Source organism: Leptospira wolbachii serovar Codice str. CDC, assembly GCF_000332515.2.
Classification (GTDB): Bacteria; Spirochaetota; Leptospiria; order Leptospirales; family Leptospiraceae; genus Leptospira_A; species Leptospira_A wolbachii.
Map to the genome: position 1 here is coordinate 1522834 of NZ_AOGZ02000014.1, position 13257 is coordinate 1536090.

General features: G+C 37.6%; 9 protein-coding genes. 3 read left to right on the plus strand and 6 right to left on the minus strand.

The features are described 5' to 3' along the window. The 4 genes from LEP1GSC195_RS12570 to LEP1GSC195_RS12585 form a co-directional block, all read right to left on the minus strand. The gene (locus LEP1GSC195_RS12570; protein WP_015681981.1) at nt 1-3063 is read right to left on the minus strand and encodes an ATP-binding cassette domain-containing protein; all 3063 of its coding nucleotides are present in this window, start codon (nt 3061-3063) and stop codon (nt 1-3) included. A 2-nt stretch (nt 3064-3065) separates the two neighbouring features. After that, nucleotides 3066-4169: an HlyD family efflux transporter periplasmic adaptor subunit gene (locus LEP1GSC195_RS12575; protein WP_015681477.1), complete on the minus strand. Its 1104-nt coding sequence runs from the start codon at nt 4167-4169 to the stop codon at nt 3066-3068. Then, complete coding sequence (locus LEP1GSC195_RS12580; protein WP_015680922.1) at nt 4162-7227, minus strand: peptidase domain-containing ABC transporter; 3066 nt, start codon at nt 7225-7227, stop codon at nt 4162-4164. Before LEP1GSC195_RS12580 ends, LEP1GSC195_RS12575 begins: the two co-directional genes overlap by 8 nt. 321 nt (nt 7228-7548) lie before the next feature. Next, complete coding sequence (locus tag LEP1GSC195_RS12585; protein WP_040506703.1) at nt 7549-8730, minus strand: acetyl-CoA C-acetyltransferase; 1182 nt, start codon at nt 8728-8730, stop codon at nt 7549-7551. An 89-nt stretch (nt 8731-8819) separates the two neighbouring features. On the opposite strand from LEP1GSC195_RS12585, the gene LEP1GSC195_RS12590 reads away from it, so the two are divergent. After that, nucleotides 8820-10217 carry a DUF6938 domain-containing protein gene (locus LEP1GSC195_RS12590; protein ID WP_015681666.1) on the plus strand — a complete coding sequence of 466 codons (1398 nt, stop codon included), beginning with the start codon at nt 8820-8822 and terminating at the stop codon, nt 10215-10217. A 15-nt stretch (nt 10218-10232) separates the two neighbouring features. Here the strand turns inward: LEP1GSC195_RS12590 and LEP1GSC195_RS12595 are convergent, their stop codons facing one another. Continuing rightward, nucleotides 10233-10541, minus strand: coding sequence for an Hpt domain-containing protein (locus LEP1GSC195_RS12595; protein WP_015681256.1), 309 nt, complete (start codon nt 10539-10541; stop codon nt 10233-10235). Nucleotides 10542-10684: 143 nt separating this feature from the next. On the opposite strand from LEP1GSC195_RS12595, the gene lpxA reads away from it, so the two are divergent. Together lpxA and galE are read left to right on the plus strand one after the other, a co-directional pair. Further along, nucleotides 10685-11491: an acyl-ACP--UDP-N-acetylglucosamine O-acyltransferase gene (gene lpxA, locus LEP1GSC195_RS12600; protein WP_015680771.1), complete on the plus strand. Its 807-nt coding sequence runs from the start codon at nt 10685-10687 to the stop codon at nt 11489-11491. Continuing rightward, nucleotides 11488-12456, plus strand: coding sequence for a UDP-glucose 4-epimerase GalE (gene galE, locus LEP1GSC195_RS12605; protein ID WP_015681993.1), 969 nt, complete (start codon nt 11488-11490; stop codon nt 12454-12456). Before lpxA ends, galE begins: the two co-directional genes overlap by 4 nt. Here galE and LEP1GSC195_RS12610 read toward each other — a convergent pair. Then, nucleotides 12451-13239, minus strand: coding sequence for a M15 family metallopeptidase (locus LEP1GSC195_RS12610; RefSeq protein ID WP_015682377.1), 789 nt, complete (start codon nt 13237-13239; stop codon nt 12451-12453). The two genes, galE and LEP1GSC195_RS12610, sit on opposite strands and share 6 nt — an antisense overlap. Between the last annotated feature and the right edge of the window lie 18 nt (nt 13240-13257).

Here is a 13257-nt window from a genome sequence, read left to right on the forward strand (position 1 = left end):
TTATCGGATCGCTTCCTGTTTGGAATGAAGTAATTGGTAAATTCCACCTTTAGAAAGCAATTCCCGGTGACTGCCCTTACCCTCCAATTTTCCTCGTTCCAATACAAAAATTTGGTCATAATTACGGATTGTATCTAATCTGTGGGCCACTGTGATGATGGTTGCTTCTGCAAAAACAGAATTTATATGAGACAGAATCCGGGCTTCCGTTTCCTTATCCAAAGAGGCAGTTGGCTCATCCAACAATAGGAGATTCGGTCTTTGTAAAAACAATCGAGCGAGTGACACTCTTTGTTTTTGTCCCCCAGAAAATATAAAACCTCTCTCAGAGATTTCCGTATCATAACCAAGCGGAAGTTTTACGATATCGTCATGGATACAAGCAAGTTTGGCCGCCTCTACTACTTCGCTGAGTGTTGCTTCTGGTTTTGTGATCGAAATATTTTCTCTGACAGTTCCCGCAATCAAAGGATTCTCTTGGAAGAGCACACCAATTTTTGTTCGTAAACTTGGAAGCCAAATTTCATCCAAAGAAACATCATCAATGATAATTTCCCCTTCTTGTGGTTTATATAGACCAAGTATCAGTTTCAAAATTGTGGATTTTCCACTTCCACTCCGACCGACAAAGGCCACTTTTTTACCAGCTTGAATTTTAATTTTTAGATTACGAATTCCTGATTCTGGTTTTAATGTATCATAAAAAAAAGTAAGATTATTAAACTCTATATTCCCTTTTACTTCCGGTAAATCCACTTTAAATAAATTGTCTCTATCGGTCATTTCGCTATCCAGAGATTCAAAACTACGCAATCGATTCCAGGACATGTTGGCCTTTTGAAATTTCAAAAAATCATCATACAAAGAAACAATTGGATTTCGAATGTAAGCAACAAGACCAATGATCGCATACAAGGTTCCAAGGGTCATCTGGTCTTTCAGAATCAGAATACTGCCAACTAACATGACTATGACGATAGTTATCTGTTTAAAAAATTCAGTATTAGTAAAAATCAAGTTAGAATAAAAAAGCTTTTTCCCTTCTGAATTCAATTGAGTCGTAAGTCTTTTTTCAAAATCCCAACGGTGAGAATATGTAGCACCTAGATTTTTGATTGTTTCAAAACCGTGGATGGTTTCTATGAAGTAACTTAGTGTTTCTGATTTTTTCAGTGATTCTTTTTTTGTTTCTTCAATGATTTTAGGAGTAAGTGCACGAAGGATTAACATCTCGGGCAAGATTAAAAAACCAATAATTACCAGCAATAGTGGAGAAAGAAAGAGAAAGATAACAAATACCAACGAACTAAAAAGTAAGTCAAAAATTTTCATTGCACCTTGGTCAGAGAAAAATAAAATCACTGATTCAATCTCCTCCCAACGATTCAGGATCTCTCCTTTTCGATTCCTCTCAAAAAAGGAAATGGGTAAAGAAATCAATTTTACTAAAAAGCGAATGGCAATCGTCTGATTTACCCGATTACTCGTAAAAAAGATAACGTTGGACCGGAAGTAACCAAGAAAGGATTGAGAAAAACTAAGTAAAACAACAACTAAAACTACCGGAAGAAAAAACTCTTTGTTCTCTTGTAACAAAACAGCGTCGATCAAATACAAATTCACCAAAGGTATAAAAACTTCTAAACCTTTAATCACAAAACTTGCAACAATACCTGCTTTTAAATATTGAATTGCAGGTAAAAAATATTCGGCAAGCCCAGAAAAAAATCTATTTTTCCATTCCCATTTTTGATCTGGTCTTACCTTAGGAATGAAATAGATAACTACATTCGAAGATTTTTGTTCCCATTCTTCTCGAGAAATACTCATCTCGCCATACTCTGGGTCAACGATGAGAACTTTTTTTGGCCCAATGGACTTCACGATTACGTACTTAGAATTCTCAAAAAAGTTTATGGCCGGATTGTTATTTAATTCTACCTCATGTTCTTTCCAATTTACAAAATAACAGTCTCCTTTTCCTTCTCCAAAACTACTCTTCCAATGATTCGGCCTGATGTCTGGATCAAAATCAGGAAAAGCTGAATCCGCATCATAATCAGCAAAGGAAAATCCCCAATAACGAAATATCATTTTGCGACATGCATCACCAGATTGTGACTTACCATCTTGAAACAAAAATGGAAACCTTAATTGATTTCGTAGTGGCGGTGAAAATTTTAACTTAGGTAAAAAATGAAACTTATCTTCTTCATATATCGAAGATGTTTCGAATTTATCTTCTTCAATACCATCACCTAAGTTTAGTTTCCTTTCGCTCATAATCGAACGAATGGTGATCAATAGACTTTCTGATTTTTTGAAAAAACTTTCAGCATCTTTCGAAGAAAGTTCATAAACAAAACTTTCTTCCACAGCAGTCACTGTTGCATTTCTTACTTTTTTCTCCAACACCCCCATTTCACCTAACACAGAACCTGCTTCGACGAAGGAAAAATAATCTTTCTGCCAAGTAGATTTAGTGACCTTGAACCTTCCCGATCGAATAAAAAACAAAGAAGAACTTTTGTTTCCTTCTTTCATTAGTATTTGGCCAGAGGATATCTTTCGTTTTACTAAAACTTTGGCTAACTCTTGAATTTCTGGATTCGATAGTTTTCTAAAATAGGGATGGATTCTTAATTCATCACGAAGTTGTACGTTTTCTTTATATTCATTCCATAACTGCTTTTTAGTTTTATCAGATTCAATGAATTTTATAAATTGAGCTTGTGATAAAACGCGAACCTTCGAATTCTCTTCTACTTGGAATAGTTGTTTTTTTAATGAATCCGAAGATAATTCGGCAACTCCATAGAAAGAGCCTTCCGTTAAAGTTCGAATCAATAGTTCTTTTTCGTTAATTTTTAATTTAACTTGAATCCTACCCGTTTCAACAATTAGGATTGGTGTCGGCTCTAATTCATTTCCTCCTATCCTATCATTTGCGACAAGAGATCTAAATTCAAATAAACGAACTAACTTCTTCAACTCGTTAGTTGGTAGTGTAGATAAAAATTCATCCTCACTAACAACTCTAGGAATTTCTTTTAAGTTTTTCAAAATTAATTCCTAGGATCTGCAGAACGAAATAAAATTTGATAGATGCTCTTTCTATCGATGACGATATCCGCAACTACCTTTAAACCGGGAAACAACCGGAATTCTTTACCATCTTGATTTAAATCTTGTGTACCTAAAATAAGAATCACGGAAAATGAATCTTTTTCTTTTGTATTGGGGATGATTTGTGAAACGGTTCCTTCCACTACACCAAAATCATTTTGGTGGAAAGCTTTTACCTTGATCACTGATGTTAGTCCAATGCGGACGGCCCCGATATCTTTACTACTAACTTCGACTATTGCTTCTAATGGTTGACCTTCTTCCATTAAGGACGCAACCGTCTGACCTCGAATGATATTTTGTCCCACGTTATTGACAGAAAGTTCTCCAATGATACCGGAAAAAGGCATTCGTATGACTGCATTAGCAACTCTTTCTCGTTTTAACTTCGTATCACCTCGAAGACTCGAAATCACATTTTCTTCTCTTTGAATTTCGTCCTTTAAGTTCCCGAATTCTTCGTTAAACTCTAATAAACTTTGATCATAAATAAATTTTGCTCCAACACCGTTTTGAAAATCCATAAATGCTTTTTTTAAGCTTACGAATTTATTTAATACTCCACCCGACAAAGCAGATCCTGAATTGTTTTCTAAATTATAAGCTAAGTTTTTTAGTATCTTTTCCGCTTCTCTTTTATTTCGAATTAAACGTTGTAATTTTTTCTCTTCATAATCTAAGTTATTTGTATCTTTTGATAATTCAATTTGTTGCTCTGAAAATTCTAATTCCATTATGGGCTCACCTTTTTTAAGAAAGTCCCCAGATTTTACATATAGATTTGTCAGTGTTCCCGTTTCCAAAGCTTCTACCATGTGGTAGTTTCCCTTTGGTCGAATGGAACCTGTTGCTTGTACAACAACATCCACTCGTCCGAAAACTAAGAACAAAATAAAACAGATAAAAAATGCAGTGATGAGATAAATTCCTTTTCTCTCCCAATTGGGTGCAGGGTGTTTTAATAACTCATCATAATAGGATGCTGAATGTCTTGATTCCCAGTTAGAATCAGTTTCTTTTATGTTTTTAAATTTTTTAAACATCTTTATCCCCTTCACTTAATGTTGGGAACAAATGGTAATAGAAACCTTTGGTTGTAATCAACTCAGCATGAGTTCCCATCTCTACAATCCGACCTTCATCCAACACAATGATTTTATCAGCACTGACTGTACTGTGAAGTCTGTGAGAGATTTGAATGACCGTTCTATCCTGAAAGACTGTTTCCCACTGAGATTGGATATGTGATTCTGTTTCAGAATCTAAGGCCGATGTTGGTTCATCTAAGAACAAAATACTTGGATTAGTCACTAAAGCTCTAGCGATTGCCAACCTTTGCCTTTGCCCACCTGAAAGGCCAATTCCCGATTCTCCAATTTTTGTTTCATATTTCATTGGAAATCTATCAACAAAATGATCAACAGAGGCTAATTTTGCACCAGCTAACAAAGATTCTTTGTTTAGGGATGGATTTTTTTTGGATAAATTTTCAGCGATAGTTCCAGAAAATAAAATTGGATGTTGTTCCACGGCTCCAAACTGAATTCTTACTTCTTCAGGATCTAATGTGGAAAGATCGAATGAGTCCACAAATACTTTTCCTTTACTTGGTGTGAGTGTTCCCATCATAACCCTCATCAAAGTGGATTTCCCACACCCACTCCTTCCCACAATAGCTATTTTTTCGCCTGCTTCTATTTCCAAATTGATATCAGAAAGTATATCGGGACTTGTTTCTGAATAACGAAAACTAATATGGTCTAAGGTAATTTTTCCAGAAAGTCTGGGCAATTCACCAAAGGGTCGTTGGCTGACAATCTCTCCAGGAAGTGAATAAATTTCTGTCAGCCGTGCTCGAGACTCACGTAATTCGCTTAAATCTTCATATACATGACAAAGCCTAACTATCGGTTCCATCAAAAGTGAATAGAGCACCAAAAAAGCCAAAAAACTCCCCAAGGTCAATGATTCATCTAAAACATCACTTACACCGAATGTAATCACTGCTATCAGACCAATTTGTTCAAAGAATTTACTTATCAACTGCAAAACATGGACTCGTTTCCCAACTCGTAAGTTGGTGAGGATGGTTCTTGCTATTTCATTCAAACCTTTAGAAAGATAACGACTTTCCATCGCTGATGATTTGATGAGTGGCATTCCTGCAAATAATGATAAGAAAAAGGAAGTAGTTTTCTTTTTTGATTCGAAACTATGTTTTTGTAATTTTTTGATTTTGGAACTGGAACGAACAACAAACAATGAATAAACGATTAAAAAGAAAAGGCCAACAAAGGATAGGCTACTATCCAGACGAAATAAGATGAAAAGATAAATCGGGAGAGTCACTAAATCTAGAATCAAAAATAAACCAGATCTTTGTGTGATTTCTAATATCCTTTGGTTTTCTTTTAACCTTTGGGTAAAGTCACCCGTTTCAAATTTACGGAATTCCGGTAAAGTTAAGTTGAGTATATGTTGGAAAAATCGTACAAAATAATTATATTCCAAACTTTGCATAAGCCCAATGGAAATTAGATTTCTAAATAAAGAAAACAGTGTTTGGAAAAATACCGCGAGAGCCACTCCAATCACTATGGTAAATAGAAAATTTCTATCCGAAAAGACTAATACCTGATCCACCACTTGGCGTATCAAATAAGGTAAAGACAATGTTAAAAAGGCAGAAAATATTGTGGCAACCAAGATCCAACGAATTTCACTTCGTTTGGGACTAAACAAAGTTCGGAGTTCTTTAAAAAAGCTAATCAAACTAACATCGGCAGACATTGTGGCCGGTGCCGGTGAAAACTGCAATATCACTCCATCCCAAATATGTAAAAATTGAGAAATTGGAAGTTCGTAAACTCCTTTGATTGGATGTGAGATAAGAACCGCATCTAACTCTAAATCATATAGATACAACAAACAAGGAACACTTTCATCATCAGTAATAAAAACAGGATTTTCTAATTCAACAAGTTGGTCTGGAGAAAGGTGTTGTTGTTTGGTTAAAAAACCCAACTTCTCAAGCTCAATCGCTAATTCAAAAATACCAGGGACAATATTCCTACTTAACTCATTTTTAATCCTAATTTTCCAGTTTGTTGGGAGAGGTTTGTCGAATACTCTTAAAGCCAATTCGGAACAAACTAGACCAACTAATGTATGTTCCTCTGTAGTGACTTGCTCTATGTATACTTTTTTAGTTGCCTTTCTAAATTCGAAACGTTTAGAGACAAACGGTCGTATTATATTTTCTTCTTTTTCTTTCGCCTTGTAAGTCGAATAACGAAGTAAACGTGACTGAACAATTTCTTCTAGTTTGTTTCCTTTTTCTACACCAATAACCTTACGAAAAACAGAACCAGGTATTTTGTATAAATCGGAATCTTCTGAGGTTACTGCACTTGCTAATCGTTTCTGTTGTTTGAAGATAGCAATCTCACCAAGGATATCTCCCGAACGCATAATGGAGATAATCTTTCTTGGATTTTCTGTTCGAATCTGGATTTTCCCCGATCGAACAATGTATGCGGCGTCTCCTTCTTCCCCTTCCGCAAATATAAAATCTCCTTGTGGGACTTTTACTAACTGTATGGATTTGAGAATGAGTTTGATCTCTTCTGGTGATAGTTCATCAAAGAAACTAAGTTTACGAACATAATGAAACTTTTCTTGTTCTTCTTCTCTATGTTTTGCTTTTTCTGCAATTTCTGGATGCGATTCAACTAACTTTAAAAAACGAGATGTAGGGAGTAAAAGTACTATAGAAGGCTCAAGTGCATAATAATCATGTTTAGACGGAGTTTTCGTGAGAGTGATTCTTTCCCCAATGGATTCACCGACTTCAACAAAAGTATATCTACCCAAACTCAAGTCTTGTTTGTTTTGTTTCATTCCAAATCGACCAGTTAATACAAAATGAATGTATTCCGGCATTTGGTTGGCTTTAATTAGATTTTGTCCTAACCGAACAAAACGTACTTCAATAAATGGTAGTAGGCTTTCCCTTTCTGCTTCGTCCAGTTCCGCTAGTAAATAATTACTTCGAAACACTGTGCGGATTTTTTCAAGATTTCGCCTAACTTCAGATTGCATTTATTTATCCGCTACAATGAGGATTCGAGGCGCTAATCAGTGCCATTTTCGAAAAATTTCGCATCCATGTATTACTGTTACCATCGACGAAAATCGGGCTAGTCCTAAGCAGATAAAGGCCATCCGTTCAAAACTGGGTTTGAAATTGGAAAAAACTTGATTCTTTTGATTGTTTCTTAGGGAGTTGGGGGAAAGGAAAAATTCTTAGTGGATTTCCTTAATATTTTTTAGCTTCCGAGAAGTCATCCACCCACCAAAAGAAAAATGGCCTTTGGGCAGAGTGCGAGAATTGACAACCCGGAAGTTTTTTAAAACAGACTGTTATGCTTTCGGATTTTCTAAAACGATAGCAATTCCTTGGCCACCACCAATACAAAGTGAGGCAACTCCGTATTTAACTCCTCGTCTTTGCATTTCTAATGCAAGAGTCAAAGTCACACGGTTACCTGAAGCTCCGAGTGGGTGTCCAATGGCAACAGCACCACCATTCACATTGGTATTTTTTGGATCGAGTCCCAATTCTTTTTGAACCGCTAGATACTGTGCAGCAAATGCTTCGTTGATTTCAAAAAGACCGATGTCTTTTAAACTAAGTCCTGCTTTTTGTAAGGCAGCAGGGATAGCGATCGCTGGACCAATTCCCATCTTAGCCGGATCACAACCTGCATGTCCCCATGACTTTACAATCGCTAAAGGTTCTTTCCCTAATTTTTTGGCTTGGGATGCAGAAGCGACGATCAAGGCAGAGGCACCATCATTGATTCCAGAGGCATTTCCCGCAGTGACTGTTCCGTCTTTTTTGAAAGCTGGTTTTAAGTTAGCTAGTTTTGTTGCACCCGCTTTTCCTTTGATGAATTCATCCTTATCAAATACGATAGGATTTTTTCCACTAATCGTAATGGCATGAATCTCATCTTTTAAGATTCCTTTGTTTGTTGCTTCTTCGGCTCTTTCTTGAGAAGTTGCTGCCCAAAGGTCTTGTTCTTCTCTGGAGATTTTGTATTGGTCAGATAAGTTTTCAGCAGTCATTCCCATGGGAAGTTCTACATAAATGTCAGTTAAACCTGTCGCTAAAGAATCTTCAAATTCAGAATTTCCATAACGAACACCGAATCTTGCATTACGAACCACATAAGGTGCGTTACTCATTGATTCTACACCACCAGCCAGAACTGTATGTGCTTCACCTAACATAATTTTTTTTGCCGCTTGGATGACAGCTTCCATTCCAGAACCACAAAGCCTGTTGAGTGTGAGTGCAGGGCTCGCAATGGGGACTCCTGATTTTAAACCAATATGTCGTGCTAAATAGATTCCGTCTTTTCCCGTTGGGATTACATTCCCAAAAATACTTTCTTCAATGAGAGATGGATCCACACCGGTTTTCTGAAGTGCTGCTTTGGAGACTTCTACTCCAAGGTCTACGGCACTCATATCTTTGAGAGTTCCGCCAAAACTACCGAATGCAGATCTAAGTCCGCCCAATATATAAACTTGTTCCATAGATACCAGAAATAGGCAAATTTAGTCACCTGTCAGCTAAGAATTGAAATTTCACTTGAAAGGGAATCCAAGATGGATAGACTTCCTGCATGAATCGAGAACCCATGTTCGGCCTGGAAACCGGCTTTTTATCCAAACAAACCGCAGGTCTCATTTGCGGAATCCTCCAAAAACGTTATTCGATTGGCAACTCCCATGTACCCTTGTTCTCCTCTCCGTCTCCTTTGTATCCTGGTTTGGAACTCATCTCAGACAAAGGACCAAATCCCATCCAAAAACGATTGGTGGTCGGAAGTATTCGTATGGGGTATGGCCACCACCGTATGGCTTTGTCCGTTTATTCTCATTCTTTAAAAAAACAAATTCCCACTTACTTACATGACCTACTTGCCATCCAGTCCCCTGAGGCAACCGCTATCGCCGACATTGATTCTGGTTATAGTTATTTTTCAAGACTCAGTGCCGAGATTGGTGGACCAGTGGAATGGCTTTGGGGACAACTTATGTCCCAAGGAAATCTAACTTCTTTAGAACTTTCTTGCCAATTGGCGGAGCTTTATAAGGGGCTTATGAAGGGAATTCCGACCGACTCTCCCGTAATCACCACATATCCGTTAAATGGTCAAATTGCGGTAGCATCAGGATTTCAAAAAACAATCCACCTTATTTGTGATAACTACCCACAATATTATTTATTAGTGCCGGGTGCACTGAATTTAGTCCAGACTCCTTCCGCCTATTCAAAGTTTATCCAAATGGGTGTTCCAAAAGAAAACCTTGCTGTTGCGGGACATTGGGTTTCCGAAGATGTTCTATCGAATGCAGTGACTGACAGTGAAAATCGCGTTCGTAGAATTGATTCTAAAAAATGCAGAAGGTTTCTTATCCCCATTGGAGGAGCTGGTGCCCAAAAAGGTTATGTAATCGATTTAATACGTTTGAGTAAAAACCATCTGCAAAATAAGAAGGCAGTGTTTTGGATCAATACAGGGGATCATACCAAAGTTCTAAAATCCATTGAAGAGTTTCTTATCGTCAAAAAAATTCCCTATTTATCCATAAATACTTGGGAAGATTTAATTCATTTTATTGAACGTCACCCTTTACGTTCCGAAGACAACGAAAACAATCCACCTGTTGTTTTGTTTCATTTTCCATCACACACGGAAGCATTTTCTGCAACCGATAGACTGATTCGTATTACAGATGTTCTAGTCACAAAACCATCGGAGCTTGCTTTCTATCCGGTTCCTAAACTTTTTATTCGCAGAGTGGGAGATCATGAGGCCGCATCGGTTCTTCGTTCATTGGAACTCGGAGAAGGAACTGTGGAATGTAGAGAAGTAATACACGCAAAAGAACTCATTCATATATTCACTGAATCAGAAGATTTGCTACTACGTATGAATGAATCTGTAATTAGAAATACAATTGAGGGAATCTATAATGGAAGTAAGGCGGCCGTGGAAATCTCAGCCGCAAACTAACGAGTCAGTGGATTTTTAGGTAGAAAACTTCTTTTCTAATTCTAGTCTGGTTGATTCCCAGATAGCGGCAATTTTTTTTCCCTCTTCCACCGAGGCTTCAATTTCGCCGGTTTTTGCAAAACCTTCTGCTTTGATCACCACTTCTGAAAGCGCTGCCAAACCAAAATTAGCAGCCACACCTTTGATTTGGTGTAATTCTGCCTGCAAATCCTTTGGTTCTTTGGAGACCAAAAGACGGCCTAAATTTTCGATCCGAGTTGCCATATTTTCCAAAAGAGAGGTTATCATCTCTTTTAACCAGGCCTGGTCCTCTGGATCGTTCATATCCACTAAAGATTCTATACGAGACCAATCTATAAGCAAGTTACACCACCCAGTCAAAAGTAAACAGACTAAGAAAAGCGTGTAAATTACATTTTAAAAAATCATTTGCAGGTCCTCGGAATCGGTTTTTTTTGTAAAACACTATGAAAATTCACCCCACTGCCATCATCGATCCGAAGGCGGAACTCCATGAGTCCGTAGAAGTAGGACCGTTTTGTATCATTGAGAAAGATGTCAAAATCGGCGAAGGAACCGTCATTGAATCCCATGTAAAGATCCTATCAGGAACTCGTATTGGTAAGTTCAACAAACTATCGTCGGGCGGAAGTTTCGGCGGATTACCACAAGATTTAGCCTTCAAACCGGAAACTAAGACCTATTTAGAAATTGGTGACCACAACCATACCCGAGAAAACGTTATCTTCCACCGTGGATCCGTAGAAGGAAAAGCTACAGTCATAGGAAATCATAACTATCTTATGGGGAACGTTCATATTGCTCATGATGTGATCGTTGGTGACCATAACATTATGGTTCAAAACACGATGCTCGCCGGCCATGTCGTCATTGGTGATAAAGTTTTTATTTCGGGTTCCGTTGGAGTCCATCAATTTGTACGTGTTTCTGATTATGCAATGTTAGCTGGTCTTACGAAAGTAGTAAAAGATGTACCTCCGTATGCTACAGTGGATGGTCATCCTGCACTCGTAGTCAGCTTGAATGTTGTTGGTATGAAACGTGCGGGAATTTCTGCGGATGTTCGTTTGGCAATCAAACGTGTTTATAAAATCATATATCACAGCGGGCTCAATACCAAACAAGCCCTTGCTGAATTAAAAAAGGATACCAATCCCGCACCAGAAGTAAAAAAAATTATCGAATTCTTTGAGTCCAGTAAACGCGGTGTTGTAGATCATCGTTTTGTCTCAGGTGGATCTGACGAAGAATGAGAGTTCTCGTTACCGGGGGAGCCGGTTATATCGGAAGTCATATTGTTTTAGAACTTATGGAATTGGGACATGATATCCTCGTTGTCGATGATATGGAAAAAGGAAACGAAGCCAATTTGTTTCCTGGAAATGAATTCATCAAAGGAGAAATCCAAAATCCTGAAATTTTAAAACAAATATTTGCAAAAAAAATAGATGCCGTTTTTCACTTCGCTGCGTGGAAAGCTGCCGGTGAATCCATGACCGATCCACTTAAGTATACAATGAATAACTTAAATGGCACCTTTACTTTGTTAAATGCACTGATAGAACATGATTGTAAATATATTGTTTTTTCTTCTTCCGCTGCTGTCTATGGAGCACCCAAATACTTACCTATCGATGAAAATCATCCCTTACAACCAGAGAATTACTACGGATATACAAAACTCTGTATTGAAGAAAACCTCGAATGGTTCGATAAATTAAAAGGTTTAAAATCTGCAAGATTACGGTACTTCAATGCCGCAGGTTATGATCCAAAAGGTAGGATCAAAGGAATTGAAAAAACTCCTGCCAATTTATTACCCATTATTATGGAAACAGCCTCGGGAATTCGAAATGGATACGAAATTTTTGGAACCGATTATGAAACTGAAGACGGAACTTGTGTTCGTGACTACATTCATGTTTCCGATTTAGCGAAAGCCCATGTTTTAGCTTTGAATTACATTATGTCGAAAAATGAAAGTTTGACGGTGAATCTAGGTTCGGAATCGGGCTACTCTGTTAAAGAAATGGCAGATCTTGCTGAAAAAGTGGTAGGGAAAACCATTGTTCACAAAACAAGTGGTAGACGAGCAGGAGATCCTGCGAAGTTACTCGCATCTTCTGCAAAAGCAAGAGAACTACTAAATTGGAAACCAATTTATAGTGATGCAGAAACTCTACTGTCTAGTATGTGGAATCTGTATAAAACCCTATAAAGAAGGGTTTTGAATCTTTTCACAATCCGGGTTTATGGAACGAACAAAGTCCAAAGCCCGGTCTCCTAAAACATCAGCACCTAAAAAACTTCCTGCCAATTGAATCTGACCTGACGTAAATCCCTTGGCCCATTCTTTTGTGAGTTGGTTCGAAATCGGAGCATAAGACCAGTGCCACTTTTCTTCCTGGTATCCTTTGTTGTTTCTTGTCGACAAACGACTGTACGGTTGGCAAAATCCGTATTTGTTTGCATTTTGTTTTAACCAATCGTAAAGAATTTTCCCCTTTCCATTCTCTTCAAAATAGGCATTGTCGAGGGCATTGATATCAAAATCGGTTCCCCAATGGTGGCGAGAAGTTCCTGGAGCACTGGAAAATTCCAAAATCAAATTGGTAATTTCTTCCGGTGATTTCCCTTTGATGGGAACACGCATTGCTTTTTTACCCGTGTATTTGGATTCCCAAATTCCTTTTTGATGGCTAAAGTTTCGAAAAGAAGAAACTAAAAATATATGTTGTTTGTAAGTCGATGGTTTTGAATCTTCAAAATCATTCACCATTTGGTGGAGAGCCTTCTTAACATCAGGCCTAAGAAAATGTTCTTTTCCATTTTCCTCTAGTATAACAGACGCTAATGGGCCAGGAGAATTGAATTTACCCGTTAAATAGGAAGTTTTATCAATACCTAAATACAAATCTGTGGGAGATGTTTTCAGCGGTTTTTCTCCGCAAACTAAAAAGAAAGAAACAAATAATAGAGTTATGTATTTAGTTCGTAACATAGATAGGTTCATTAAAAA